The following is a 26,302-nucleotide window of genomic DNA, read 5'->3' as shown; positions in this document are numbered from 1 at the left end:
GTCCCTTCAACTCTGTCTCGATGCGTAGCATTGCGGGTTCAGCCTTGCGTTCAGCTTACTTGATCTGGGCGCGCTTGCCCTGTCCGAGGGCGTAGACCTCCGGCGAGCGCTTGCGCGACGCGGCCGGCTTGCGGATGGTCACCTTTTCATAGCGGCGGCGCATGTCGCGGATGTAGTCGTCGAACCCCACGCCCTGGAACAGCTTGATCAGGAACGCGCCATTCGGCTTCAGGTGGCTGTCGGCGAATGCCATCGCCAATTCCGCCAGATGCATCATCCGCGGCTGGTCGACCGCATCCATTCCGCTCTTATTGGGGGCCATATCCGACAGCACAAGGTCCACCAGGGTATCGCCCAGCATGGCCTCGAATTGTGATAGCACCGCGTCCTCCCTGAAGTCACCGTGAAGGAACTCCACGCCGGCCAACGGCGGCATCTCCAGGATGTCCAGGGCCAGGACCCGGCCGCGGTCGCCCATCGACTTGCGCACCTGCTGCGACCAGCCGCCCGGGGCGGCGCCGAGATCGACCACCACCATGTCCGGCTTCAGCAGCCTGTCGCGCTGCAGCAACTCTTCCAGCTTGTAGGCCGCGCGCGAGCGCATGCCTTCGGCCTGGGCCTTCTTCACGAAGGGATCGGCGAAATGTTCGCGGAGCCAGCGTTGGCTGCTTTTGCTGCGGGTGGCCATGGACGCACGGTCGGGAGGGGCGGCCATGATACCCTGATCGCCCTTGCCAACCCTGCTCCCACCTGCATGTCGATCAGCCTGACCTCGGCCCAGAACCGCTTCCTGCGCGGCCTGGCCCACGACCTCAAACCCCTGTTGCAGATCGGCAGCAAGGGCGTCACCCCGGCCTTCCTGGCCGAACTGGACGAGGTGCTGGAGCGCCACGAACTGGTCAAGGTGAAGGTCGGCGGCGACGACCGCGAGGCCCGCGACGCCGCCATCGGCAGCCTGGTGGAGCAGTCGCACAGCGCGCTGGTGCAGCGCATCGGCCATACCGCGATCCTGTATCGCCCGGCCAAGGAAGACCGGCAGATCGTGCTGCCGCGCGCCTGAGCGCGCCCTCGGTGACCCCATGCAACTGACCCAGGACCTGCCCGACTACGCCTACGCCCTGCGCATGGCCGACGGCCGCCAGGCCAAGGTGAACGACCGGCTGCTGACCCGCAGCTTCATCCTCGCCCCGGACACCCTGGTCGAGGACTGGCAGGCGCCGCTGGCCGGCGACCTGCAGCCGCAGCATCTGCAGCCGCTGCTCGCGCTCAACCCTGCCCTGGTGATCCTCGGCACCGGCGAACGCCAGGTGTTTCCCGCTGCGGCGGTGATGGCGCTGTTCCTGACCCGCGGCATCGGCATCGAGGTGATGAGCAACGCTGCCGCGGCGCGCACCTACAACGTGCTGGCCGCCGAAGGCCGGCGCGTGGCGGTCGGGTTCCTGCTCGAAGGCTGAGCCCGGCGTCTCTGCGGACCCGTTCCACGCCCTCCACAGACATTCACTCCCGTGGGAGCGGCTTCAGCCGCGACCTGTGACATTCGCTACAACCCCGGTCGCGACTGAAGCCGCTCCTGCGAAAGCCGGAGATGAAGACCGGCTACACGCTGCGCCAGGGCGGCAACCCATTGGTCGCGCCGGCATTACTTCGGCGGCAGATACAGCAGCGGGTCGACCGGCTTGCCGTTGTAGCGGGTGAGCCGGCGGCGCTTGCGGCCCACTGGGCCGCGCCGTTGGCGAACGCCCGGCGCGCTGCGCCGGGCCGGGGATCCGCCCGCTTAAGGATGCGACCGGTTACTTCGGCGGCAGATACAGCAGCGGGTCGACCGGCTTGCCGTTGTAGCGGGTGAGCCGGCGGCGCTTGCGGCCCACTGGGCCGCGCCGTTGGCGAACGCCCGGCGCGCTGCGCCGGGCCGGGGATCCGCCCGCTTGAGGATGCGACCGGTTACTTCGGCGGAAGATACAGCAGCGGGTCGACCGGCTTGCCGTTGTAGCGGGTAAGCCGGCGGCGCTTGCGGCCCACTGGGCCGCGCCGTTGGCGAACGCCCGGCGCGCTGCGCCGGGCCGGGGATCCGCCCGCTTGAGGATGCGACCGGTTACTTCGGCGGAAGATACAGCAGTGGGTCGACCGGCTTGCCGTTGTAGCGGATCTCGAAGTGCAGCATGTCGCGCGCCGCGCCGCTGTGGCCCATCTCGGCGATCTGCTGGCCGGCCTTGACGTTCTGGCCTTCGTTGACCAGGCGCTTGCGGTTGTGGCCGTAGGCCGACAGCCACTGTTCGTTGTGCTTGACGATGATCAGTTCGCCATAGCCCACGAGGCCGGCGCCGGAATACACCACCACGCCATCGGCGGCAGCCCGCACCGCTTCACCGTTGCTGCCGGCGATGTCCACGCCCTGCTTGGTGGTTTCGCCGCTGACGAAGCGGCTGACCACCACGCCATCGGCCGGCCAGCGCCAGGAGAACCCGCTGCTGACCGGTGTGGGCGGCGCGGCGACGGGCGGCCGCGCCGCCGCTGCCGTGCCGGCGGCCGGCGGCACCACCGCGGTGCCGCTGCCGGGTCGCGCGGCACCCGCGCCGCCGGGCGGATACAGCCGCAGCGATTGCCCCGGATAGATCGTGTACGGCGGCTGCAGGCCGTTCCAGCCCGCCAGGTCCTGCGGGGTGATGTTGTTGGCACGGGCGATCGCATACAGCGTGTCGCCGCGGCGCACGGTGGCGCTGACGCCGGGCTTGGGCACGGATACCCGCGGCGCCGAGGCGGCGGTGCTGCCGCGTACGGGCGCACCGCCGGGGGTGCGGACCACCGTGGCGCTGCTGCAGGCGCCGAGCGCCACCGCCACCAGCACACCCAGGCCGCAACGCAGGCCGTTCCGCATCACCCGATCGACGCTCATCCGAACTTGGCTCTCCATATGACCCACACCACCAGCAGCGCCAGGATCGCCGAGGCGACCCAGCCGAGCGGCTCGATCCAGCGGCGCAACGCGGCTTCCGCGCGCGGTCCGCCGAGGCGGATCGCGCCGGCCACCAGGTACACGCGCTTGCCGCGCCCCACCAGCATGCTCGCCAGGAACGGTAGCAGCGGCACTCCAACGATGCCTGAGGCCCAGGTGAATATCTTCAGCGGGATCGGCGTGAAGCCGGCCAGCACCAGCAGCCAGAACGCGCGCCACGGCGACTCGGCGATGACCTCGCGCAGGTGGCTCACCTGCGCGTCGATCTTCTGCGTCCAGCCCAGCCATTCGATCAGCGGCTGCACCGCGGCGAAGGCGAAGTGTCCGAGCAGATAGCCGATCACCGCACCGGCCAACGAGCCGAGCAGGCTCAGCGTGGCGAACCACAGCGCGCGCCGCGGCTGCGCCAGCGACATCGGCGCCAGCATCACCTCCGGCGGCACCGGGAACACGATGGCCTCGGCGAAACTGAGACCGGTCAGCAGCGCCGGCGCGCGGCGATGCCGCGACCAGCTGATGGCACGTTCGTACAACGGCCCAAAAATCTTCATCCAGTGCGGCTCCGGGAGGTCAATCCAGCATGCCCGACAGCAACGGGACGAAGGTCACCGGCGCCAGGACGTCTTGTTCAATCTGGCCGTCGGCAGCGCGGCGCAGGCGGATCAGCGATTGCGCGGACGGCCCGCCGACCGGCGCCACCAAACAGCCGCCCGGCGCCAGTTGCTCGATCAGGGCATCGACCAGCGCCGGCGCCGCGGCGGTGACCACGATCGCATCGAAGGGGCCGTGCTCGGGCCAGCCGATACGGCCGTCGTCGTGCTTGCTGCGCACGTTCATGCCGAGCTGGCGGAAACGCTTGCGCGCCTGCCGCAGCAGGTCGCCGATGCGCTCGACGGTGTGCACCTCCAGGCCCAGCGCGGCCAGGATCGCCGCCTGGTAACCGGAGCCGGTGCCGACTTCCAGCACCTTCTTCGGCGCCGCCTCCAGCACCGTCTCGGTCATGCGCGCCACCACCCACGGCTGCGAGATGGTCTGGCCGTGGCCGATCGGCAGCGCGGTGTCCTCGTAGGCGCGCGAGGCCAGCGCCTCGTCGATGAACAGATGCCGCGGCACGGTGCGCACCGCGTTGAGCACGCTCTCGTCACGGATGCCGGCTTCGCGCAGGCGCTCGACCAGGCGGTCGCGCACGCGTTGCGAGGTCATGCCGATGCCGATCGCTTCCGGCTGCAGGCGCAACCGCGGGGTCATGCCGGGCGGTCCAGCGCGGCGGTCAGGCCGCCGACCCAGCTGGCGACCTTTTCCAGCGCCTGATAGCGGGTCAGGTCGACCTGGATCGGGGTGATCGAGATGAAGCCGGTACGCACCGCGTGGAAGTCGGTGCCGGGGCCGGCGTCCTGCTCGCGTCCGGCCGGGCCGATCCAGTACACGGTGCCGCCGCGCGGGTCGGTCTGCGGCAGGCAGGGTTCGGAGCGGTGGCGGTTGCCGAGCCGGGTGACCTCGAAGCCCTTGATCTCCTGCCACGGCAGGTCGGGCACATTGACGTTGAGGATGGTGTCGGCCGGCAGTGGATCGGCCTTGAGCCGCGCCACGATCTCCACCGCCGCGCGCGCGGCGGTCTGGAAATGCTTGGGTTCGTGGTTGTGGGTGACCAACGACACCGCCACTGCAGGCAGGCCCAGGAAGCGGCCTTCCATCGCCGCCGAGACGGTGCCGGAATAGATCACGTCATCGCCGAGGTTGGCGGAATTGTTGATGCCGGAGACCACGATGTCCGGGTCGAACTCCAGCATGCCGGTGAGCGCCAGATGCACGCAGTCGGTCGGCGTGCCGGCGACGCTGCAGGTGTAATGGTCGATGCGCTTGAGCCGGATCGGCAGATCCAGGGTCAGCGAATTGCTGGCGCCGGACCGGTCGCGGTCGGGTGCGACCACCGTCACTTCGTGGCCGGCGCCGCGCAACTGCTCGGCCAGCATGCGAATGCCGGGGGCGTCGACGCCGTCGTCGTTGCTCACTAATACGCGCATGGTGCTCCTCGAAAACCGGTGCATGATACCGGATGCGTCCGGCCAGGTCGCTGACAGCGCGCCGACCATCGCGACGGCCGCCTTCGCGCGGGACGCCGCACAGGCAATACGGCACGACCTCCTGCGCGTTGAGCGCCGAGAACGCCGCCCCCGTGGCGCAGGCACTGTCGGCGCTACCGTACTCACCTCAAACCGTGCAGCACGCTCTAAGCTGTGCGCATGGCGCATTCCGACGACGAAGATCCCGCCGCGCTGTTCCGCGCGGCCATCGGCAAGGTGGCCCCGCTCAATGCGACGCCGCCGGCCAATGCCAAGCCACGCCCCAAGCCGCGCGCACGCATGGCCGAACGCGACGAGGCCGAGGCGCAGGGCGAGTTCCAGCAATTGCTGCGACAGAGCGCGCCACTGGAAGCCGGCGATGTGGCCAGCTACCGCCGCGAGCATCTGCCGGCGCGGGTGTTCCAGCGCCTGCGCAAGGGCCAGTTCTCGGCCCAGGACGAACTGGATCTGCACGGCGCCACCGCCGCGCAGGCCGAGGCACTGCTACGGCAGTTCCTGGCCGAGGCGCACGCGCACGAGTTCGGCTGCGTGCGGATCGTGCACGGCAAGGGCCTGCAATCCGGCGGCGTGCCCCTGCTGAAGAACCTGGTGGACCGCCTGCTGCGCCAGCGCAACGACGTGCTGGCCTTCCATTCGGCGCCCACCGCGCAAGGCGGCACCGGCGCGATGCTGGTGCTGCTGGCACGCCGCTGAGCGGCGCTGTGCGCGACGCCAGTCACGCTCGGGCCAGGCGTGGCGCCTGCGTTCCAGTTCGGGTCGCACGCTCTGCCTGACTGCACGAGCGCACGACGGCGCGCATCGGCTCGCGCAGGACGGATGTAGGAGCAGCTTCAGCCGCAACGTGCGTTCTCGATAGCGCCCATCGCGGCTGCAGGGCATCTCGCGCATCCCCTGCTTTCGCCACACGTGAGCCGGATGCCGCTGGTCCTGTGGGAGCGTCTTTCAGCCGCGACCGGGGCGTTACCGGCAAGGCCGGTCGCGGCTGAAGCCGCTCCTACAAGAGATTTTTCGTCTCCTAGTTAGTTGGAGGCGCCCTGAAGCCCTCCCTGTCGGTCGCGGCAAAAGCAGCAGCCGAGGCGCCTTCGCCCCCGGCGCGGCAGCCTCCAGTTCGACAACACGCCACCCGACAGGGGCATCGTCGCGCGCCCCGCGCTGGAACTGCACGCGCGCATTTCAATTTTCGCCCGCTGAAACGTCTTGCCAGAGAGTACCGCCCCTCTGCGAGCCGAAAGTGACCGACGCAACCACCGAATTCCTCCTGCAACCCACTGATATCGTGGACGTTTCCGCAAGCGCCGCGAGCTTCGAGGCAGCGCCGACGCACATCGCCCGGCCACGGCGGCCGCTGCCGGCGCCGTCCCGGGCCGCCGGCTCCACCGCGCCCACGCAGTGGCCGGCACTGTTCCTGGCCTCGCTCAAGGGGCGCACGGACTGGCACGGCGATCGCTGGCAGCGCGTGATGAAAGCGGGCAAGTACCTGGTGCGCGCGCTGTCCGTGCCGATCGCCCACGGCCGCTTTCTGGAGGAACTGCAGCGCGAGCCGCGCATGCACGGCTATGCGGCGCGCGATCCGCGCCTGCTCGAGCGCCACCTGCACCGCTTCGTCAATGCCCGCTGGAACCGTTCGACGCGCCTGCGCCATCTGCAGCAGCACTACCGGCTCCTGCTCGATCGCCTGCCGCACGCCCTGTTCGACGCGATCTACCGGCAAGGCCAGGCGGACCTGGGGACGCTGCCGCTGCACGACGGCAGCGCGCTGACGCTGTCGCTGCTGCCACCGGCGCCGATGAGCTGCGAGGGGGAGCTCTGGTTGCAGCTCAGCGACGCGGCGGGACGCGAGCTGTATCGCCTGGTGCTGACCGTGACCGGCGACGATGCCCATCCGACGGTACTGATCGGTTGCCTGCAGGGCCCCAAGGGTGCCGACGCCCGCGACGTGGTGCGCGCGCTGACCAAGCAGATGCACGGGCTGCGGCCCAAGCAACTGATGCTGTCCCTGGCCTGCACCTTCGCCGAGCGCCTCGGCGCGCACGCGATCCGTGCCGTCTGCAATGGCGCGCATCCGCTGCAGCGCAAGCGCGACGTGTTCCTGGCCGACTACGACGCGTTCTGGATCGAGCAGGGTGGTACGCCCATCGCCGATGGCTGGTTCGCGTTGCCACTGACCCCGGCGCGCAAGACCGTGGCCGATGTCCCCAGCCAGCATCGCGCGGCGTTTCGCCGCCGCGAAGCATTGCGGGCGCACGCCGAGAGTTTGCTGGCTGCCGCGCTGCCGACGGCGTGCGCCGGTGCGTCGCGTGGCGGCCGGTGAGCCTGGCTATACTGCCGCGGCCGCTTCCCTCCAGGAGCACCAGCAGTCGTGAGTCGGCTCGAGCACACCGAGGGCGCGCCATCGCCGGCGCGGACGCATGCGCATCACGTCGACGCATTGTTCAAGGAGCATCACCGCGCCCTGCTCGCCTTCCTGCACTGCAAGCTCGGCTCGATGGCGGACGCGCAGGACGTGGCGCAGGAGGCGTACATGCGCATCGTGACCCTTGAGCGCCCGGACGCGCTGGCATCGCCGCGCGCCTATCTGTTCCATGTCGCCTCGAACCTGGCCGTGGACCGACTGCGCATGCGCAAGGTGCGCGAGAACGTAGCCGTGGAACTCCCTGAGCAGGACCTGCCGTTGCCGCCGATTCCGGAGCGGCATGCCATGGCCAGCGCGCAACTGCGCGCGCTGACCCGGGCGCTGGAGGAACTTCCGGCCAAGACCAGCCGCGCCTTCGTGCTGCACGTGATCGAAGGCAAGGACTTCGGCATGATCGCCAAGGCGATGAACGTGAGCGAACGCATGGTCCGCTACCATGTGGCCAACGCCCTCGCGCATTGCCGCAAACGCTTCGACGAAGCGGAGATCCCGTAATGGACAGCGGCATCGACCAACACATCCTCGACGACGCGGCGCGCTGGTGGACCCTGCTCCGCGCACCCGACAGCAACGAGGACACCATCGCGCGCTGGCTGGACTGGACCGCGGCCGACCCGCGGCATCTGCAGGCGTTCGAACGCATCAATGCGCTCGGTGGCGACCTGGGCGCGCTCGACACCGCCGCACGGGGCGACCTGCTGCGCAGGTTCGCGGCGCCGCGTGCGCGCTGGCGGCCGCTGCAGGTGGCGGCCTGCATCGGCGTGCTGGCGCTCGGCGGCGTCCTGGCCTGGCGGCAGCTGAACCCGCCGCCGGTCACCCAGGTCTACAGCAGCGCGATCAGCCGCCACCGGGACATCGTGCTGGCGGACGGCTCGAAGATCGCGCTCGGCGGCGCATCGCGGCTGAGCACCCGGTTCAGCGCCGCGCAGCGCCGGGTGGAGCTGATCGCCGGCGAGGCGTTCTTCGACGTGGCGCATCACGCCGGGCGACCGTTCGTGGTCGACGCCGGCGGCGTCTCGATCCTGGACGTGGGCACGGCGTTCGATGTCAGCCGCGACGGCGAACGCGTCGAGATCGCGGTCACCGAAGGCCGGGTGCGCATCTACGGCGCCGGCCAGGTACCGGCCGACGGCCGCGGCGGGCTGGAAGCGGTGGCCGGACAGCGCGTGTCCTACGATCCGGCCAGGCCCACATTGCAGGTCGGCCAGATCAGCGTGGCGCAGGCCATCGCCTGGCGCGATCACCGGCTGGAATTCGTCGATACGCCGCTGGACACGGTGATCGCCCGGGTCAACCGCTACAGCGACCGCCCGCTGCGCCTGGCCGACCCGGCGCTGGCGCGGCTGAGCTTCACCGGCACCGTCGACACCCGGGCCACGGCGCAGTGGATCGAGGCCTTGCCGCAGGTGTTCCCGCTGCAGGTAAGCCAAGGCAAGGACGAGATCGTGCTGAGCCGCCGTTAGGCGATACCGGTCCCCATCCTGGCCCCGCCGAGGCGGCGGCCACGCCGGCCCGGCACCGCGTCGGCAATGCCGCGCATGGCATAATTCGCGCTTCCGCTGGGGGGCGACGGGCAGTGCGTGGGCTGAGGCGACTGATCATCTGTGGCAGCCTGGCACTGCAGCTCGTTCCCTGGAACCGCGCCCTCGCCGTCCCCCTCGCGTCCGACGCACGGCAGATCGCCTTCTCGATCCCGCCGCAGGCGTTGTCCACCGCGCTGATCGCCTACGGCAAGCAGGCCAACGTGCAGGTGCTCACCGCCAGCCCGACCCTGGCCGGGCTGCGCAGCGACGGGGTGCAAGGCGTATTCACCCGGGACGCGGCGCTGCGGCGCCTGTTGCAGTCGAGCGGCCTCGCCTATAGCGCGCTCGATGCGAATACGGTGGCCATCACGCCCGCCACCGTGGCGCCGCCCGATCCTGCCGAGGCCGCCGACGAGCATCGCGCCGGCACGCCCCCCAAGCTGCTGGAACAGGTCGATGCCGCGGCGCTGACCGCGCGCGCCATGGGCGACGCGCCCGCCTATGCCAGCGACGCGCTGCGCTATGCCACCGACGCCATCGCCGTGCCGCAATCGGTGAATGTCGTCGCCCCCCACCTGATGGCGACACAACAAGTCCGCACCGTCGCCGACGCACTGCGCAACGTGGCCAGCGTGCAGCACATCGAAAACCCGTTGCGCGCGCCGCTGTTCAAGATCCGCGGCATCTACACCGGCAACGGCATGACCGACGGGATGCCGAACAGCTTCGTCGGGCTCGGCGGCTATCCGCCGATGATCGGCGTGGAGCGGGTCGAGGTGCTCAAGGGCCCGGAATCGATCCTCGGCGACAGCAATGGCGGCGACATGAGCGGACTGGTCAACGTCGTCACCAAGCAGCCGCTGCGCAAGCCGCAGCGTGAACTGCGCTATGCCTTCGGCGAGCGCGGCGACGTGCAGGCCGGGCTCGATGCGACCGGACCGATCGGCGCCACGCCGATCAGCTACCGGCTCGTCGTCTCCGGCCAGCATGCCGATTCCACTGCGCAGGGCTACGGTCCGCGCAACGCCGCCTACCTGGCGCCGTCCATCGCCTGGCAGAGCGACGGCACCCGCCTGGTGCTCGGCGTGCAGCGCGTGACCGATCGCCAGCCGGCCGCCGATCACGCGCTGCTGCTGCGCAACCGCGTGTCGGCGATGACGCCCAGGTCCTTGCGCCTCGGCAATCCGCAGGACCACACCGCCTACCGGACCCAACGCGCCTACTACCTGCTCGATCAGCGGCTCAGCGACCGCTGGCAACTGCGCAGCCGTGGGCAGTACGTGAACCAGGCGGTCGACGCACGCAACTGGGGCATGTTGTCGCCGTCGCCGACCGGCCTGGTCCGTGCCTATGCCGAGGCCTATCGCAACGAAACGGCGTACTACACCGTCCAGAACGACCTGGTCGGCAGCTTCGGCGACGGGCCGCTGCAGCAGACCGTGACCCTGGGCCTGGACTACACGCGTGCGCGCCTGGGCAGCAGCGATTACTTCATCCGCATGCGCCGCAACCGCTACGACGTCTTCGACGACGCGCCGCTGGGACCGGTGCACTGGCCGAATTCGCGGCGCGGGATCCGGCATTACCCCGGCAGCCCCTGGTCGAGCCGCAGCGGCATCCTGCTGCAGGACCAGATCAGCGTGGGCGAGCGCTGGGACGTGTTGCTGGCGCTGCGCCGCTCGGCATACGAGATCTCCAGCTACGACGCCAGGGGCAAGCTGCGCCAGTTGCGCCGACGCCGCTGGGTGCCCAACGTCGGCGTGGTCTACAAATTGAGCCCGGAGGCGTCGCTGTACGCCAGCAGCATGAACGGCTTCGCGCCGAGCGCGGTGCTCGGCAAGAACGGCCGGCCATTGCCGCCCGCGCTGTCGCGGCAGGTGGAGGCCGGGGCGAAGCTCGACCTGTTCGACAACCGGGTGCGACTCAACATCGCGTACTACCAGATCACCGTCGACCGCAGTTTCGACCTGGTGCTGGCGCATCCGTCGTACTTCGCCAAGCCGATCGACAGCCAGAGCAACCGCGGGCTGGATCTCGACGTCGTCGGCGCACTCGCTCCCGGCCTGGAACTGAGCAGCAGCCTGGCGCTGGCGCGCATCGGCCGGCACGACGGCACGCCCACCACCGGCGTGCCGCGCGCGCGCTTCACCCTGTGGAGCAGCTACCGGTTCCAGGACAGCCGCTGGAGCGGCTGGGGCGTGGCGGGCGGCATCCTGGCGCGCGACCACACCCTCGGCCGCCGCCTGGCCGGCGGCTACTTCAAGATCCCCGGGCAGGCCAGCGTGGACGCGAACGTGTCCTACCACACCGAGACCTGGGGGGTGACCGTAGGCATGCGCAACGTCTTCGACCGGCGCCTGTATGCCGACGATTTCGACGAGACCTTCGTCCCGTTGCCGGACGGCCGCAGCCTGCTCCTGACCGGCTCCTACCGCTTCTAGCGCGCGCCGCGGACCAGCCTTGCCGCGCTCAGGCCTCGGTAGAGGCCTGCGGCGCTTCCTCTACCTGGCCGAGTTCGTGCAGCAGCGCCGTGGCGTAGCTGCCCGGCGGCAGTGCGAAGCGCAGCTCCAGCGCGTCGCCCTGCCCGTCCAGCCAGCGCCACTGCAGGTCGGCCACGCGCAGGCGACTCGCCCGCCGCTCCTGCTTCAGCCCCTCGCGCTCCAGGCCTGCGCGCAGGCGCAGCGCCACCGCCTCGTCCAGCGCCGCCAGCTCCAGCGCACGCGCCGCCTCGGCGCTGCGCAGTTCACCGGCGCCCCACAGCGGCGCGGACGGGTGGATGTCGAAGCGCTGCAGGCGCTCGGCCAGCGCCTCCGACCACGGCTCCGGACCGAACACGCTGCGGCTGCCGTCGAGCATCCAGACTTCGCCGTCCAGCGCACTGTCCCAGTTGCCGGCGGCCACGCGGGCGGCCAGCACCCGGTTGAACAGCTCCGAACGGGCGGCCGACAGCAGCAGCGAGCGCTGCTCGCGCCGCACCCGGCGGCCGCCGAACATCGCCAGCGCGGCACCGACGTTGCCGCCATCGCGGCCGAAGCGCTGCTCGCCGAACCAGTTGGGAATCCCGCGCGCGGCAATCTGCGCCAGCCGCGCCTCGATCGCCGTGCGCTCGCCGCGCACCTCGCGCAGCACCAGCACGAAGCCGTTGCCGGCCAGCGCGCCGCGCGGCAGCTTGCGGTTGTGCCAATGCGACTCCAGCACCTGCAGGTCCGCATCCTGCAGGCTCTCCAGCGCTGGGGCCACGCGCTTGGGCAGATGCACCGAAAAGCGTTGGGTGGTCACCGCATGCCGGTCCTTCATGCCGGCATAGCCGATCGCCAGCTCCGCCACGCCGGCCCACTGCGCCAGGCGGCGCGCGGCAAAGGCGGTGTTCATGTCGCGCTTGCGCACCGTCAGCAACAGATGCTCGCCCTCGCCACTGGGCGCGAACGCGGGTAGCTCGTCGACCTGGAAATCCTCGGCGCTGCTGCGCATGCGCGCCTGCAGCGGCGCGGCACCGAACGCGCGCGGCAACTCGCTCACAGTGCCACCAGCAAGGCCACCGCCTGCGCCGCGATACCCTCGCCGCGGCCGGTGAAGCCCAGCTTTTCGCTGGTGGTGGCCTTGACGCTGATGCAATCCAGTTCGACCTGCAGCAGCGCCGCCAGGCGTTCGCGCATCGCCTGCGCGTGCGGGCCGACCTTGGGCCGTTCGCAGATCACGGTGACGTCGGCATTGCCCAGGCGCCAGCCGCGCGCATGCAGCAGGCCCACGCAGTGATCGACGAACTGCGCGCTGTCGGCGCCCTTCCAGCGCGGATCCGATGGCGGGAAATGCTGGCCGATGTCGCCCAGCGCCAGCGCGCCGAGCAAGGCGTCGCACAGCGCGTGGATCACCACGTCGCCATCGCTGTGGGCAAGCACGCCGCGCTCGTGCGCCACGCGCACGCCGCCGAGCATGATGTGGTCGCCCTCGCCGAAGGCGTGGACGTCGTAGCCCTGGCCGATGCGGAAAGAAGGAGGAGCAGAGGTACCGTGTGACATGGGAATCCTGTTCGTGAGAGGCGTCGACGCCGCCTGGCGGTCAGACGCCGGGGTGCAACGTGCGCATGTAGACCGGCAGGGCCGCGGACGCCGGCATCGCGTCGTCGTCCACGTCCGCTGCCCCCCACTGCGGGTTGCGCCAGTCGGTCTGGACGATGCGCGCGACAAGCGCCGGCAACGACGTCTGCTGGATCGGCACGCCAAACGGCAGGCGGCCGTGCGCCGCCGACACCAGGCTGAAGCGCAACTGCCGCGCCTGCCCGTCGTGCCAGCAATAGAAGATCATCGAAGGCGCCCCCTGGGCGCGCAGCCTGGCCTGCCGATCGTCGGCGACCGCCTCCACGAACCGCGCCACGCTCGCGACGTCGATCCCCGCCGATTGCGCCTCGCGCGGCGAGAACGCCCACAGGTTGGCCTGGGCCTCGTGCTGGATGGCGTCGCCATCGACCACGATCGCAGCGTCCGCGGCCTGCTGCAGCCAGGCATGCGCCACAGACGTTTCGAACCGCATCAGCCGCCCTGCCGCTGGAACAGTTCGAACTCGAAGCGCGCCAAGTCGGCGGGCGTGGTGACCTTGAAATTGTCTTCGGCGCCTTCGACCAGCAGCGGCCGCAGCCCCAGCAACTCCATCGCCATGGCGTCGTCGGTGACCTCCACGCCGGCCGCGGCGGCCTGCTCCAGCGCGCGGCTGAGCTGCATGCGCCGGAACAACTGTGGGGTCAGCGCGCGCCACAGGCGCTCGCGCGGCTCGGTGCCGTCGATGCCGCCGTCGTCGCCGGCGCGCTTGAGCGTGTCGCGCACCGGCGCGGCCAGGATCGCGCCGACCGGATCGCCGCGCCCCGCTTCCAGCAGCCGGTCCAGATCGGCCAGCGCCAGGTTGGGCCGCGCCGCATCGTGCACCAGCACGAAATCGTCCGCCTTCACCGACTCGGGCAAGGCGTGCAGCGCGGCCAGCACCGAGCCGGCGCGGCTGCCGGCACCCAGGCAGGTCAGCACCGGCTTGCCCGCCAGTTCGGTCCAGCCCGGCCACTGCGCATCGTCCACGCCCAGCGCGACCATCGCCCCGGCCACCGCCGGATGCGCCAGCAACGCGTCCAATGCATGCGCCAGCAACGGACGCCCACCCGCCTGCAGATACTGTTTGGGGGTGGCGCCGCCGAAACGGGTGCCGCGGCCGGCCGCCGGGACCACGGCCCAGACCGTGGCCATCAGGGTTGCTCGCCCGGCGCCGGCGTGACGGGCGCAGGCCGCGCGCCCGCGGCCGTGCCGGCCGGCGTCGACACCGGCGCATTCTCGACCACCCGATAGAACTTTTCGCCCGGCTTGATCATGCCCAGTTCGCTCCGCGCGCGCTCCTCGATCGCCGCCTCGCCGTCCTTGAGGTCCTTGACCTCGGCGGCGAGCGCGGCGTTGCGTTGCTGCAGTCCTTCGTTGTCGCGCTTCTGGTGCTCGACCTGGCTTTCGAGCACCAGCACTTCGCCGGAATTCCCCGGACCGAGCCAGAAGCGGTACTGCAGCCACGCCAGCAGTCCCGCCAGCACCAGCAGCAGCCAGCGCCAGTTGCGCACGGCTTATCGCTTGAGCGAAACGAACGCGCCGCGCCCGGCATAGCGCGCCGCGCTGCCCAGCGCTTCTTCGATGCGCAGCAGCTGGTTGTACTTGGCCACGCGATCGCTGCGGCACAGCGAGCCGGTCTTGATCTGGGTGGCGGTGGTGGCCACGGCGATGTCGGCGATGGTGGTGTCCTCGGTCTCGCCGGAACGGTGCGAGACGATGGCCGCGTAGCCGGCCTTGTCGGCCATGGCGATGGCTTCCAGGGTCTCGGTCAGGGTGCCGATCTGGTTGACCTTGATCAGGATCGCGTTGGCGGTGCCAGACTCGATGCCCTGCTTGAAGATCTTCGGGTTGGTCACGAACAGGTCGTCGCCGACCAGCTGCACCTTGCTGCCGATGCGGTCGGTGAGCAGCTTCCAGCCGGCCCAGTCGTCCTCGGCCAGGCCGTCCTCGATGCTGACGATCGGGTACTGCGCGGCCCAGTCGGCGAGGAAGTCGACGAACTGCTCGCTGGTCAGGCGCTTGCCCTCGCCCACCAGGTGGTACTTGCCGTTGTCGTAGAACTCGCTGGAGGCCACGTCCAGGCCCAGCAGCACGTCTTCGCCGGCGGTGTAGCCGGCCTTGCCGATCGCTTCCAGGATCGTGTCCAGCGCTTCCACGTTGCTGCGGAAATCCGGGGCGAAGCCGCCCTCGTCGCCGACCGCGGTGGACAGGCCGTGGCCCTTCAGCACCGACTTCAGCGCATGGAAGATCTCGGTGCCGGCGCGCAGCGCCTCGGAGAACGAGGCGGCGCCGACCGGCAGCACCATGAACTCCTGGAAGTCGACGTTGTTGTCGGCATGCGCGCCGCCGTTGATGATGTTCATCATCGGCACCGGCAGCGCCAGGTTGGCGGTGTTGCCACCGGCCAGCGACTGCCACAGCGGCTGCTTGCGCGAGGCGGCAATGGCATGCGCGTTGGCCAGCGAGACGCCGAGCAGCGCGTTGGCGCCCAGGCGGCCCTTGTTCTCGGTGCCGTCCAGGTCGATCAGGCGCCGATCCAGGCCCTGCTGGTCGGCGGCGTCGAAGCCCTTCAGCGCGCTGGCGATGGTGGTGTTGACGTTCTCCACCGCCTTGCGCACGCCCTTGCCGAGGTAGCGGGTCTTGTCGCCGTCGCGCAACTCGACCGCTTCCTTGGTGCCGGTGGACGCGCCCGAGGGCACCGCGGCACGACCGAACGAACCGTCCTCCAGGATGACATCGGCTTCCAGCGTGGGATTGCCGCGGCTGTCGAGGATTTCACGGGCGTGGATGCTGCGGATCGTACTCATGGGCGGGCCGGTTACCTGTAGGAAGAGGGGGCGGAAACGAATGCCGGCTGATTATCCCCGGCTGCCCGTTCCTTGCCAAATGCCGCCTCAGCCAAGGCGCACCGCGCCGAGCGGGATCCCGCCGAGGAACAGCAGGATCAGGACCAGCATCGCCAGCAGCAGGCCAGCGCCGATGCCGGCCAGGACGCGGCCACGCCGCAGGACCCAGCCCAGCACGACGGCGATCAGCGTGCCCAGCGCGGCGACCGCCAGCACCAGAAGGCCGCCCACGATCCAGGGCTGCATGGCCAGGATGCCGTGGTCGCCGTCGCCGGGCGGACCGATCGCGCGGATAAAGGCGAACAGCACCACGCCCAACGCCGCCCAGGCCAGCAGCGACAGCAGCAGCGCACACAGGCCCCACGAGAAATGGGCCCGGGTGCGTGCGCTCATCGCCCGCGTCCCACGGCCCAGGCAGGGACCCGGCAGGACGCGTCCCGCCAGGCGTGGGACGGACGCCGCGGCGGCAGCCGGGGCCTCACGCGAAGCGCGAAAAGCCGTGCTTCTTGGTGACCGCGTCCAGTTCCATCAGCGTTTCCAGCAGCGCTTCCATCTGGTCCAGCGGCCACGCATTGGGGCCGTCGGACAGCGCCTTGGACGGATCCGGATGGGTCTCGGCGAACAGGCCGGCCACGCCCACGGCCACCGCCGCGCGCGCCAGCACCGGCACGAACTCGCGCTGGCCGCCGGAACTGCCGCCCTGCCCGCCCGGCAACTGCACCGAGTGCGTCGCGTCGAACACCACCGGGCAGCCGGTCTCGCGCATCACGCTCAGCGAGCGCATGTCGCTGACCAGGTTGTTGTAGCCGAAGCTGGCGCCGCGCTCACAGACCATGATCTGCTCGTTGCCGGTGGACTTGGCCTTGTCCACCACCGGCTTCATGTCCCACGGCGACAGGAACTGACCCTTCTTGATGTTGACCGGCTTGCCGGCCGAGCACACGTTCTTGATGAAGTCGGTCTGCCGCACCAGGAACGCCGGGGTCTGCAGCACGTCGACCACCGCCGCCACCTCGTGCATGGGCGTGTACTCGTGCACGTCGGTCAGCACCGGCACGCCGATCTGCGTCTTCACCGCCTCCAGCACCTTCAAGCCTTCTTCCAGGCCGGGGCCGCGGAAGCTGGTGCCGGAAGTGCGGTTGGCCTTGTCGAAGCTGGACTTGAAGATGAAGTTGATGCCCAGCCGGCCGGTGATCTCCTTGAGCCGGCCGGCGACGTCGAGCTGCAGCTGCATCGACTCGATCACGCACGGGCCGGCGATGAGGAACAGCGGCTGGTCCAGGCCGACGTCGAAGCCACACAGTTTCATTGGATCACCTATCGGTTGAGCCCCGTACCGCTCGGGCACGAGATGTTTGGCGAGGTTACTCCCCTCTCCCACCGGGAGAGGGGTCGGGGGTGAGGGTCCGGGCGAAGCCTCATGGAATCAAGCCCCTCTCCCGCCGGGAGAGGGGTTGGGGTGAGGGTCGGGGCGGAGCCTAGGGAACTCAAACGACGCGAGGCTTCGCCCCGTACCCTCATCCGGCGCTTCGCGCCACCTTCTCCCACAGGGAGAAGGAACTACGCGCGCGCTTCCTTCAATAGCTTCCCACCCGCCTTGCGCTCGCGCGCAGCGCGGACGAAGCCGATGAACAACGGATGGCCGTCGCGCGGCGTGGACAGGAATTCCGGGTGCGCCTGGCAGGCCAGGAACCACGGGTGCGTCTCGCGCGGCAGTTCCACCATCTCCACCAGGGTGTCGTCCATCGACTTGGCGGCAATCACCAGGCCGGCGTCCTCCAACTGGGTGCGGTAGCGATTGTTGAACTCGTAGCGATGGCGGTGGCGCTCGGCCACCACATCCCTGCCGTACAGTTCGCGCGCCAGCGTGCCCGGCTTGAGCCGCTGCTCCTGCAGGCCCAGGCGCATGGTGCCGCCAAGGTCGGATTTCTCGTCGCGCTTCTCGACATCGCCGCTGGCGGTGCGCCACTCGGTGATCAGGCCGATCACCGGGTACGGCGACTGCCGGTCGTTCTCGGTGCTGTTGGCCGCATCCAGGCCGGCGACATGCCGCGCATAGTCGACCACCGCGGCCTGCATGCCGTAGCAGATGCCGAAATACGGCACGCCATGCTGGCGCGCATAACGCGAGGTCAGCACCTTGCCTTCGAAGCCGCGATCGCCGAAGCCGCCGGGCACCAGGATGCCGTCCACGTCGGCCAGCGCCGCCATGTCGCTGCCTTCCAGGTCCTGCGCTTCCAGCCATTTCAGGTTGACCTTGGTGCGCTGGCGCAGGCCGCCGTGCTTGAGCGCCTCGCCGACCGACTTGTACGCGTCCTGATGGTCGACGTACTTGCCGACCACGGCGATGGTGACCTCGTCGAGCGGGTGCTTGATCGCGTCGACCACCGCCTCCCATTCCGACAGGTTGGCCGCGCCGACCTTGTCGCGCAGCTTGAACTGCTCGATGACGATCTCGTCCAGGCCCTGCCGATGCAGCTCCAGCGGCATGCCGTAGAGCACGTCGATGTCGGCGGCACTGATCACCGCGCGCTCGGAGACATTGGTAAACAGCGCGATCTTGCGCCGCTCCGAATCCGGGATCGCCTGCTCCGAGCGGCACAGCAGCACGTCCGGCTGGATGCCGATCGAGCGCAGTTCCTTGACCGAATGCTGGGTCGGCTTGGTCTTCAGCTCGCCGGCGGCGGCGATGTACGGCACCAGGGTCAGGTGCATGAACATGGCCTTCTCGGCGCCGCGCTCGGTACGCACCTGGCGGATCGCCTCCAGGAACGGCAGCGACTCGATGTCGCCGACGGTGCCGCCGATCTCGACCAGCGCCACGTCATAGCCGGCGGTGGCTTCATCCACGCAGCGGCGGATCTCGTCGGTGATGTGCGGAATCACCTGCACGGTGGCGCCGAGGTAGTCGCCGCGGCGCTCCTTGCGGATCACGTTCTCGTAGATGCGCCCGGTGGTGACCGAATTCTTGCGCGACAGGCGCGTGCGCACGAAGCGCTCGTAATGCCCCAGGTCCAGGTCGGTCTCGGCGCCGTCGTCGGTGACGTACACCTCGCCGTGCTGGAACGGGCTCATCGTGCCCGGGTCGACGTTGATGTAGGGGTCCAGCTTCATCATCGTGACCGACAGGCCACGTGCTTCGAGAATGGACGCAAGCGAAGCGGCCGCGATGCCCTTGCCAAGCGAGGACACTACGCCGCCGGTAACGAAGATCAGGGGGGTCATGGCTCAAAGGCCTCCCGGAAAGCCATAGTTTAACGGGTGAAGCGGATTTGCCCAAGCGCTTTTGCGCAACAGCCGCCCCACAAAAAAGCGACGCCCCGGGCGACCGGGGCGTCGTGTGCAGGAAACCGTGCGCAGGCTCAGGGCTTGCGCGCTTCCTCTTCCTCTTCCTTCTTGGGCGCCGCCGCATCCTTGCCGGCCTTGTGCTCGGCGGCGGCAGCGGCGCGGCGCTTGGCCTTGGCGTCGGCCTCGGCCTTTTCCTTGGCGACCTGCGCCTCGTAGGCGGCGGCACCGGAGGCGGCCGGATCGGCGCTCTGCGCCTGGGCCATCGCGACCGGCACGGCCACCGCGGCGGCGACCAGGGCGGCCAGGGTCAACAGCTTGCGAACGTTCATGGCGGACTCCTTTGGGACGTGCGACGAAGATGTGGGCGACGTCGCGGTTTTTCCAGGGCCAGCCTAGCGTGGCGCCCCCGCACCCGCCCTGAACACCGGCGACGTGCAAAAAGCCGCCGCAGACCGCACACTTCCGGATCTGCTTCGCGCCACCTGCTGAGACGCATGAATACCCGCTACAACGCCGCCGACATCGAAGTTCTCTCTGGCCTGGACCCGGTCAAGCGCCGGCCCGGCATGTACACCGACACCGCACGCCCCAACCACCTGGCGCAGGAAGTCATCGACAACGCCGTGGACGAGGCGCTGGCCGGCCACGCCCGGCACATCGAGGTGACGCTGTACAAGGACGGCAGTTGCGAGGTGTCCGACGACGGCCGCGGCATGCCGGTGGACATCCACCCGGAAGAGAAGATCTCCGGCGTCGAACTGATCCTGACCCGGCTGCACGCCGGCGGCAAGTTCAGCGACCGCAACTACACCTTCAGCGGCGGCCTGCACGGCGTCGGCGTCAGCGTGGTCAACGCGCTGTCCAAGCACGTGGAACTGTTCATCAAGCGCGAAGGCAACGAATACCGCATGGCCTTCGCCGATGGCCACGCCGCCTCCAAGCTGGAGATCGTCGGCAGCGTCGGCAAGAAGAACACCGGCACGCGCCTGCGCTTCTGGCCGGACCCGAAGTATTTCGACACGCCGAAGTTCGCGGTGCGCGCGCTGCGCCACCTGCTGCGCGCCAAGGCGGTGCTGTGCCCCGGCCTGACCGTCAAGCTGCACGACGAGGCCACCGGCGAACAGGACACCTGGTACTTCGAGGACGGCCTGCGCGACTACCTGCGCGGCGAACTGGCCGAGCGCGAGTTGCTGCCGGCCGAGCTGTTCGTCGGCAGCCTGAAGAAGGACCGCGAGATCGTCGACTGGGCGGTGGCCTGGGTGGTGGAAGGCGAACTGGTGCAGGAGAGCTACGTCAACCTGATTCCGACCGCGCAGCACGGCACCCACGTCAACGGCCTGCGCAGCGGCCTCACCGATGCGCTGCGCGAGTTCTGCGATTTCCGCAACCTGCTGCCGCGCGGCGTGAAGCTGGCGCCGGAAGATGTGTGGGACCGCGTCGCGTTCGTGCTGTCGCTGAAGATGACCGACCCGCAGTTCAGCGGCCAGACCAAGGAACGCCTGTCCTCGCGCCAGGCCGCCGGCTTCATCGAGGGCGCCGCGCACGATGCCTTCAGCCTGTGGCTGAACCAGAACGTGGAGACCGGCACGCGCATCGCGCAGATCGCCATCGACCGCGCCAGCGCGCGGCTGAAGACCGAGAAGCAGATCGTGCGCAAGAAGGTCACCCAGGGTCCGGCGCTGCCGGGCAAGCTGGCCGACTGCATCAGCCAGGACCTGTCGCGCACCGAACTGTTCCTGGTCGAGGGCGACTCGGCCGGCGGCAGCGCCAAGCAGGCCCGCGACAAGGATTTCCAGGCGATCCTGCCGCTGCGCGGCAAGATCCTCAACACCTGGGAAGTGGCCTCCGGCAGCGTGCTGGCCTCCGAGGAAGTGCACAACCTGGCGATCGCGATCGGCTGCGACCCGGGCAAGGAAGAGATCGACGGCCTGCGCTACGGCAAGGTGGTGATCCTGGCCGACGCCGACTCCGACGGCCTGCACATCGCCACCCTGCTGACCGCGCTGTTCCTGCGCCACTTCCCGGCCTTGGTGCGCGCCGGCCACGTGTTCGTGGCGATGCCGCCGCTGTTCCGCGTGGACGTCGGCAAGCAGGTGTTCTACGCGCTGGACGAGGAAGAGAAGCGCTCGCTGCTGGACAAGATCCAGCGCGAGAAGATCAAGGGCCAGGTCAGCGTCACCCGCTTCAAGGGCCTGGGCGAGATGAATCCGCAGCAGTTGCGCGAGTCCACCATCCACCCGGACACCCGGCGCCTGGTGCAACTCACCGTGGACGACGGCGACCAGACCCGCTCGCTGATGGACATGTTGCTGGCCAAGAAGCGCGCAGGCGACCGCAAGCAGTGGCTGGAGACCAAGGGCGACCTGGCTTCGCTGGAGGTCTGAGGCGGGCGCAGCTCGATTGCTTGCTGCCGTCGTAGGAGCGGCTTCAGCCGCGACAGGGCTTTCCCGAACAAGCCGGGTCGCGGCTGAAGCCGCTCCTACGATGGAAGACGGCGGCATTGGCGGGCTTACGCACCGACTTCCTCGTTCGTCACGCCGGCTATCCGGCGATGGATTGCCATCACGCAATCAGCCGTGCGCAGGCGCCGCCGGGACCACCCCGGTGCAGTCGTGATCCTGCAACTCTTCCGCGCCGACCCCGTCGCCAGGAAGCGCGGTGGCGGCCAGCAGCACGAAGCCAGGGTGGCCATCGAACGTCGCGCCGACCACCGCCAGGGTCTGTTGCGCCATGCCCTGCTGCGGCGGCAACGCGCGCGCCAGCAACGTCAACGGATTCTCATCAAGCGCCTCGCCCTCCACGCGCATGGCCCGATAGACATGGCCGTGCAGCGGTTGCGGCAACGGTGCCCAAGCCGGGCCGATCGACGCCTGCATCGCCTGCAGTTGATCGCGCACCTGCGGCGCCAGGCAATCGATGTGGATGTGCAACTGGTCCTGCGAGCGCGCCGAGGGCGGGTTGATCGTCAGGCTGGCCAGGTCGCGCGGCAGCGGCCTTCCCAGTGCAGTCGCGACCCGGCTGCGCGCCTGCCAGGCCAGGTCCAGCCAGTTCGGCGCACCGGCGGCACGCGCGCGCGGATCCTCGATGCCGCTGACCGGCACGGTCGGGATCAGCAGGTACTGGTAGGCGCCGCGCAGGTCCTTCATCAACGCGTAGCGCTGGCCGGGCTCGGCATGGACTTCGCTGCACGGCGCCGGATCGGCGCCGGCCCGTGCCTGCGGCAGGCAGCGGGTGCTCAGCAGCCGCCACAGGCGCTGCCGATCGTGGGCATGCGGATCGTGTGCCGCTGGCGAATCGGTTACGGACTGCGGCGATGGCAGGCTGGTGCAGCCGGCCAGCAGCGTCGCCAGCAACAGGCATAGCGGCAGGCGGAAACGAAAGACGGGCATGCGCAGCGGACCGGACGCGGGACGAACCGGCGATTGTAGCCAGCGCCGATGAACCGGCATGCCGCGGTGGCGCCGCCAGCGACCATGGCTTTGTGCACATCCGCCATGCCGACGCCGCGGCCTAGCATGCCGGCTCCCTCCCTGCGAGCGACTGCCCGTGCCGACCTTCCCCTCCGTCCTGCTGGCCGCGCTGCTGGCCGCGACGCCGATGACCGCGGCGCTGGCCGCCGATGCCGATGCGGCGAATGCCGACAAGCCCGACAAGGCCGCCGTCGAACCGGCGCCGCTGCCGGCCGACGCGCAGACCAGCCAGTCCACCCAGCTCGACGGCCGCACCCTGCGCTACACGGTCAAGGTCGGCACGCTGCCGGTGAAGGACAAGCAGGGCAAGGTCGTGGCCGACGTGGTCTATACCGCCTACACCATGGACGGCAAGGATCGCCCGGTGACCTTCGCGCTCAACGGCGGCCCCGGCGCGGCCTCGGTGTATCTCAACCTGGGCGCGATCGGGCCGAAGGTGGTGGCGTTCGGCAGCGAGGGCGACAGCGCCTCGGCACCGGCGCAACTGCGCGACAACCCCGGCACCTGGCTGGACTTCACCGACCTGGTGTTCATCGACCCGGTCGGGACCGGCTTCAGCCGCTCGCGGGTGCCCGACGAGCAGGCCAAGAAACAGTTCTACAACCCGCAGGCCGACGTCGAGTACCTCTCGCGCACCATCTACGACTGGCTGCTGAAGAACCAGCGCCTGCAATCGCGCAAGTACCTGGTCGGCGAAAGCTATGGCGGCTTCCGCGGCCCGCGCATCACCCACTACCTGCAGACCAAGCTCGGCGTGGCGATGAACGGCGTGGTCCTGGTCTCGCCGTATCTGAACCCGACGCTGGACGACAACGGCGACGTCTCGCCGCTGCCGTGGATGCTGACCCTGCCGTCGATCGCCGCCGCGCACCTGGAGCGCGAGGGCAAGCTGACTCCGGAAGCGATGAGCCAGGTGATCGACTACACCCGCGGCGATTACGTCACCGCGCTGCTGCGCGGGCGTTCCGACCCGGCCGGCACCACCCGCATGATCCAGCAGGTGACCGCAATGACCGGCCTGGACCCGGCCTTCGTGCGCCGCGCCGGCGGTCGCCTGGAGACCCAGGCCTACCTGCGCGAGGTGTTCCGCGACAAGGGCGAACTGGGCAGCCGCTACGACTCCAACGTCACCGCCTTCGACCCGTTTCCCAACGCCCCCGAGCAGCGCGCCAACGACCCGCTGCTGGACAGCATCATCGCCCCCACCACCACCGCGATGGTCGATTTCGTGACCCGCGTGGTCGGCTGGAAGATCGACGCCCGCTACGAGGCGCTGAACTACGACGTGAACCGGCTGTGGGACTGGGACGACGAGCTGCGCAAGGGCTCGGTGACGCAACTGCGCCAGTCGGTGGCGATCGACCCGAAGCTGCGCGTGCTGATCGTGCACGGCTGGAACGACCTGTCGTGCCCGTTCATGGGCTCGGTGCTGACCGTGGACCAGATGCCGGTGATGGGCAACGACCCGACCCGCGTGCAGGTCAAGAACTACCCCGGCGGCCACATGTTCTACAACCGCGCCGACAGCCAGCGTGCGCTGCGCCAGGACGTTCTGGCGATGTATCGGGCCAATTAGCGGGGATTGGGCATTCGGGATTGGGGATTCGCTAAGGCGGATCCCCAGTGCCTGAAGCAGGGATTGAGATTGGCGGGATTGGGGAGTCGCAAAAGCCGCGCTTCGGCAGCGCGAGCCATTTTACGAATGGCCTTGCATGTAGCCCCGGCTGTCATGCGGCGAGTGCGGGATAGCAGCTAGCGGGAACCCGCCTTGGCGAATCCCCAATCCCAACTCCCCAATCCCCGCCCCACTCACACCCACCCAGCCAGCGCGAATCCCCGAAAAATCAGATACGCCACGCCGGCGGCGGCGGGGATAGTCAGGATCCAGGCCCAGACGATGCGTTCGATGACGCCGAAGCGCAGCGAGCGCGGGTTCTTGGCGAAGCCCACGCCCATGATCGCGGTGGAGATGCTGTGGGTGGTGGACACCGGCATGCCGAAGTGCGCGGCCAGGGTCAGGATCGTGGCCGAGCTGGTCTCCGCGGCGAAGCCGTGGATCGGATGCAGCTTGACCATCTTATGGCCCAGGGTCTTGATGATCTTCCAGCCGCCGGAGGCGGTACCGGCGGCCATCACCACCGCGCAGGTCAGCACGATCCAGGTGGCGATGCCCTGCCCCTGATGGGCGTCGGGGTGCAGGAACGCCAGCCACGACGGCAGGTCGTCCAGGGCGCCGGTGCTCTGCGCGCCGATCAGGGTCATGGCGATGATGCCCATGGTCTTCTGCGCGTCGTTGTGACCGTGCGCGTAGCCCATGTATGCTGCCGAGGCGATCTGCGCCTTGCCGAAGAAGGCGTTGACCCAGCGCGGCCGCGCCAGCCGCCCCAGCGGACCGCCCAGCTTGGCCAGGCCGGCGATCGCCGCCCACAGCAGCAGCATCACCGCGATGCCGAGCAGGAAACCGGCGATCGGCGAGGTGACCATCGGCACGAACACCTTCCACAGCAGGCCCTTGTTCTTGGCCCAGTCGCCGACGTTCTGCGACCAGATCAGCGCGCCCCAGTTGTTGTGCGCGGCGGCCAGGCCGGCGCCGCACAGGCCGCCGATCAGCGCGTGCGAGGACGAGGATGGCAGGCCCTTCCACCAGGTGATCAGGTTCCAGACGATGCCGCCGAGCAGCGCGCACAGCACCACCTGCGGGGTCACCGCGACCACGTCGGTGTTGAGCAGGCCCGAGGCGATGGTCATCGCCACGGCGGTGCCGGTCAGCGCGCCGACCAGGTTCATCGCCGCGGCCAGCATCACCGCCCAGCCGGGGCTGAGCACCTTGGTGGCGACCACCGTGGCAATCGAGTTGGCGGTGTCGTGGAAGCCGTTGATGAACTCGAACACCAGCGCCGCCAGGATCACGATCAGGACCAGGGTCAGCATCGGCGCGCCTCCGCGCACGGAACAGCGGCGGCCGGCGCGCACAGGGCGCCGCGGCCGCGCAGGCAGCAACTCCGCAGCGCGTCCATCAGGAGTTCTTCAGCACGATCTGGTAGACCACCACGCCGGCCTCGCGGCAGCGGTCGATGGCCTTCTCCAGGATTTCGAAGAACTCCTTGAGCAGGAACATCTGCAGGTTGTCCAGGCGCCCGGAGTAGATGTCGCGGTACAGCTCCAGCATCAGCCGGTCGGCCTCGTTCTCCAGCGAGCGTAGCTTGTCGTTGAGCGCGCTCATCCGGTCCAGGTTCATGTTGCGCAGGTCGTGGACCATGTCCACCACTACCGCCGCGGCCTGCTCGAGCATCGCCGCGCGCGGGGCGAAGTCGATGTGCTCAAGGTGCTGGATCGCCAGCGAGTAGCGGTCGGCGAACTTCTCCACCTGCTTTGGGATCTTGTACAGCGCCGAGCCCAGCGCCTCGATGTCCTCGCGCTCGATCGGGGTCATGAAGCTGTCCACCAGCGCCTGGCCGATCTTGTCGGAGGCGGCGCGCTCGCGCAGGCGCGCCAGCTTAAAGCCGTCGAGCGCCGGCTGCCGGTCGGACTCGCGCATCATCGCGTGCAGGGCCTTGGTGCTGTCGTAGGCGGCCTGTGCCGCCTCGTCGAGCAGGGTGTAGAACTGCTTGCCGGAACCGAAGATGGTCTGCAACGAAAACATGCAACG

The 26,302-nt window shown here is 69.4% G+C and carries 27 protein-coding genes; 9 read left to right on the top strand and 18 right to left on the bottom strand.

Going from position 1 to position 26,302, the window contains the following annotated elements:
• Window positions 1-55: 55 nt before the first annotated feature.
• Complete coding sequence (rlmE, locus tag Q7W82_RS11940) at window positions 56-688, bottom strand: 23S rRNA (uridine(2552)-2'-O)-methyltransferase RlmE (protein ID WP_242161312.1); 633 nt, start codon at window positions 686-688, stop codon at window positions 56-58.
• Between the two features lie 66 nt (window positions 689-754).
• Between rlmE and yhbY the strand changes: the two genes are divergently transcribed.
• Both yhbY and Q7W82_RS11930 read left to right on the top strand, forming a co-directional pair.
• Complete coding sequence (yhbY, locus tag Q7W82_RS11935; protein ID WP_160964913.1) at window positions 755-1,060, top strand: ribosome assembly RNA-binding protein YhbY; 306 nt, start codon at window positions 755-757, stop codon at window positions 1,058-1,060.
• Between the two features lie 19 nt (window positions 1,061-1,079).
• Window positions 1,080-1,454, top strand: coding sequence for an Mth938-like domain-containing protein (locus tag Q7W82_RS11930; protein WP_019796326.1), 375 nt, complete (start codon window positions 1,080-1,082; stop codon window positions 1,452-1,454).
• 638 nt (window positions 1,455-2,092) lie between these two features.
• Here the strand turns inward: Q7W82_RS11930 and Q7W82_RS11925 are convergent.
• The 4 genes from Q7W82_RS11925 to surE are packed head-to-tail and all read right to left on the bottom strand — an operon-like array spanning window position 2,093 to window position 4,977.
• Window positions 2,093-2,875, bottom strand: coding sequence for a peptidoglycan DD-metalloendopeptidase family protein (locus Q7W82_RS11925; protein WP_242159948.1), 783 nt, complete (start codon window positions 2,873-2,875; stop codon window positions 2,093-2,095).
• Window positions 2,876-2,889: 14 nt separating this feature from the next.
• Window positions 2,890-3,504, bottom strand: coding sequence for a YqaA family protein (locus tag Q7W82_RS11920; RefSeq protein ID WP_242159937.1), 615 nt, complete (start codon window positions 3,502-3,504; stop codon window positions 2,890-2,892).
• 19 nt (window positions 3,505-3,523) lie between these two features.
• Window positions 3,524-4,201 carry a protein-L-isoaspartate(D-aspartate) O-methyltransferase gene (locus tag Q7W82_RS11915; RefSeq protein ID WP_026143980.1) on the bottom strand — a complete coding sequence of 226 codons (678 nt, stop codon included), beginning with the start codon at window positions 4,199-4,201 and terminating at the stop codon, window positions 3,524-3,526.
• Window positions 4,198-4,977, bottom strand: coding sequence for a 5'/3'-nucleotidase SurE (gene surE / locus Q7W82_RS11910; RefSeq protein ID WP_160946557.1), 780 nt, complete (start codon window positions 4,975-4,977; stop codon window positions 4,198-4,200). Before surE ends, Q7W82_RS11915 begins: the two co-directional genes overlap by 4 nt.
• Window positions 4,978-5,196: 219 nt before the next feature.
• On the opposite strand from surE, the gene Q7W82_RS11905 reads away from it, so the two are divergent.
• The 5 genes from Q7W82_RS11905 to Q7W82_RS11885 all read left to right on the top strand — a co-directional run bounded on the left by Q7W82_RS11905 (window position 5,197) and on the right by Q7W82_RS11885 (window position 11,414).
• A complete protein-coding gene (locus Q7W82_RS11905; protein ID WP_242159936.1) occupies window positions 5,197-5,730 on the top strand; it encodes a Smr/MutS family protein in 534 nt (177 codons plus the stop codon).
• A gap of 583 nt (window positions 5,731-6,313) precedes the next feature.
• Window positions 6,314-7,348 (top strand): DUF535 family protein, encoded by a 1,035-nt coding sequence (locus Q7W82_RS11900; protein WP_242159935.1) that lies wholly within the window; start codon window positions 6,314-6,316, stop codon window positions 7,346-7,348.
• A 48-nt stretch (window positions 7,349-7,396) separates the two neighbouring features.
• Window positions 7,397-7,945 (top strand): RNA polymerase sigma factor, encoded by a 549-nt coding sequence (locus Q7W82_RS11895; protein WP_242159934.1) that lies wholly within the window; start codon window positions 7,397-7,399, stop codon window positions 7,943-7,945.
• Window positions 7,945-8,913 carry a FecR domain-containing protein gene (locus tag Q7W82_RS11890; protein ID WP_242159933.1) on the top strand — a complete coding sequence of 323 codons (969 nt, stop codon included), beginning with the start codon at window positions 7,945-7,947 and terminating at the stop codon, window positions 8,911-8,913. Before Q7W82_RS11895 ends, Q7W82_RS11890 begins: the two co-directional genes overlap by 1 nt.
• 242 nt (window positions 8,914-9,155) lie before the next feature.
• Window positions 9,156-11,414, top strand: coding sequence for a TonB-dependent receptor (locus tag Q7W82_RS11885; RefSeq protein ID WP_242159932.1), 2,259 nt, complete (start codon window positions 9,156-9,158; stop codon window positions 11,412-11,414).
• Window positions 11,415-11,442: 28 nt separating this feature from the next.
• On the opposite strand, the gene truD is transcribed toward Q7W82_RS11885, so the two are convergent.
• The 10 genes from truD to Q7W82_RS11835 all read right to left on the bottom strand — a co-directional run bounded on the left by truD (window position 11,443) and on the right by Q7W82_RS11835 (window position 19,512).
• On the bottom strand, window positions 11,443-12,492 hold the full coding sequence (gene truD, locus Q7W82_RS11880) for a tRNA pseudouridine(13) synthase TruD (protein WP_242159931.1): 1,050 nt from the start codon (window positions 12,490-12,492) through the stop codon (window positions 11,443-11,445).
• Window positions 12,489-12,992, bottom strand: a complete 504-nt coding sequence (gene ispF, locus Q7W82_RS11875; RefSeq protein ID WP_242159930.1) for a 2-C-methyl-D-erythritol 2,4-cyclodiphosphate synthase — start codon at window positions 12,990-12,992, stop codon at window positions 12,489-12,491. The genes truD and ispF overlap by 4 nt, the downstream gene beginning before the upstream one ends.
• Before the next feature lie 40 nt (window positions 12,993-13,032).
• Window positions 13,033-13,503: a hypothetical protein gene (locus tag Q7W82_RS11870; protein ID WP_242159929.1), complete on the bottom strand. Its 471-nt coding sequence runs from the start codon at window positions 13,501-13,503 to the stop codon at window positions 13,033-13,035.
• Window positions 13,503-14,204: a 2-C-methyl-D-erythritol 4-phosphate cytidylyltransferase gene (ispD, locus tag Q7W82_RS11865; protein WP_242159947.1), complete on the bottom strand. Its 702-nt coding sequence runs from the start codon at window positions 14,202-14,204 to the stop codon at window positions 13,503-13,505. The genes Q7W82_RS11870 and ispD overlap by 1 nt, the downstream gene beginning before the upstream one ends.
• Complete coding sequence (gene ftsB / locus Q7W82_RS11860) at window positions 14,201-14,560, bottom strand: cell division protein FtsB (RefSeq protein WP_242159928.1); 360 nt, start codon at window positions 14,558-14,560, stop codon at window positions 14,201-14,203. Before ftsB ends, ispD begins: the two co-directional genes overlap by 4 nt.
• A 3-nt stretch (window positions 14,561-14,563) precedes the next feature.
• Complete coding sequence (gene eno / locus Q7W82_RS11855) at window positions 14,564-15,856, bottom strand: phosphopyruvate hydratase (RefSeq protein WP_242159927.1); 1,293 nt, start codon at window positions 15,854-15,856, stop codon at window positions 14,564-14,566.
• 87 nt (window positions 15,857-15,943) lie between these two features.
• The gene (locus Q7W82_RS11850) at window positions 15,944-16,288 is read right to left on the bottom strand and encodes a secretory carrier-associated membrane protein (RefSeq protein WP_242159926.1); all 345 of its coding nucleotides are present in this window, start codon (window positions 16,286-16,288) and stop codon (window positions 15,944-15,946) included.
• Between the two features lie 85 nt (window positions 16,289-16,373).
• Window positions 16,374-17,204: a 3-deoxy-8-phosphooctulonate synthase gene (gene kdsA, locus Q7W82_RS11845; RefSeq protein ID WP_242159925.1), complete on the bottom strand. Its 831-nt coding sequence runs from the start codon at window positions 17,202-17,204 to the stop codon at window positions 16,374-16,376.
• A gap of 251 nt (window positions 17,205-17,455) precedes the next feature.
• A complete protein-coding gene (locus Q7W82_RS11840; protein ID WP_242159924.1) occupies window positions 17,456-19,120 on the bottom strand; it encodes a CTP synthase in 1,665 nt (554 codons plus the stop codon).
• 137 nt (window positions 19,121-19,257) lie between these two features.
• Window positions 19,258-19,512 (bottom strand): hypothetical protein, encoded by a 255-nt coding sequence (locus tag Q7W82_RS11835; protein ID WP_010343426.1) that lies wholly within the window; start codon window positions 19,510-19,512, stop codon window positions 19,258-19,260.
• A 165-nt stretch (window positions 19,513-19,677) separates the two neighbouring features.
• Here Q7W82_RS11835 and parE point away from each other — a divergent pair, with 165 nt between their 5' ends.
• Window positions 19,678-21,567, top strand: coding sequence for a DNA topoisomerase IV subunit B (parE, locus tag Q7W82_RS11830; RefSeq protein WP_242080972.1), 1,890 nt, complete (start codon window positions 19,678-19,680; stop codon window positions 21,565-21,567).
• 186 nt (window positions 21,568-21,753) lie between these two features.
• On the opposite strand, the gene Q7W82_RS11825 is transcribed toward parE, so the two are convergent.
• The gene (locus tag Q7W82_RS11825; RefSeq protein WP_242159923.1) at window positions 21,754-22,572 is read right to left on the bottom strand and encodes a CDP-diacylglycerol diphosphatase; all 819 of its coding nucleotides are present in this window, start codon (window positions 22,570-22,572) and stop codon (window positions 21,754-21,756) included.
• A 157-nt stretch (window positions 22,573-22,729) separates the two neighbouring features.
• Between Q7W82_RS11825 and Q7W82_RS11820 the strand changes: the two genes are divergently transcribed.
• Complete coding sequence (locus Q7W82_RS11820) at window positions 22,730-24,229, top strand: S10 family peptidase (RefSeq protein WP_242159922.1); 1,500 nt, start codon at window positions 22,730-22,732, stop codon at window positions 24,227-24,229.
• Between the two features lie 233 nt (window positions 24,230-24,462).
• Here the strand turns inward: Q7W82_RS11820 and Q7W82_RS11815 are convergent, their stop codons facing one another.
• Both Q7W82_RS11815 and Q7W82_RS11810 read right to left on the bottom strand, forming a co-directional pair.
• A complete protein-coding gene (locus Q7W82_RS11815) occupies window positions 24,463-25,584 on the bottom strand; it encodes an inorganic phosphate transporter (RefSeq protein WP_242159921.1) in 1,122 nt (373 codons plus the stop codon).
• Between the two features lie 85 nt (window positions 25,585-25,669).
• A complete protein-coding gene (locus Q7W82_RS11810) occupies window positions 25,670-26,296 on the bottom strand; it encodes a DUF47 family protein (RefSeq protein ID WP_160964949.1) in 627 nt (208 codons plus the stop codon).
• Between the last annotated feature and the right edge of the window lie 6 nt (window positions 26,297-26,302).

This window comes from Xanthomonas indica (genome assembly GCF_040529045.1).
GTDB classification, from domain to species: domain Bacteria; phylum Pseudomonadota; class Gammaproteobacteria; order Xanthomonadales; family Xanthomonadaceae; genus Xanthomonas_A; species Xanthomonas_A indica.
Note: the sequence above shows the minus strand (reverse complement) of the source record. Positions and strands in the feature narration are given on the sequence as shown.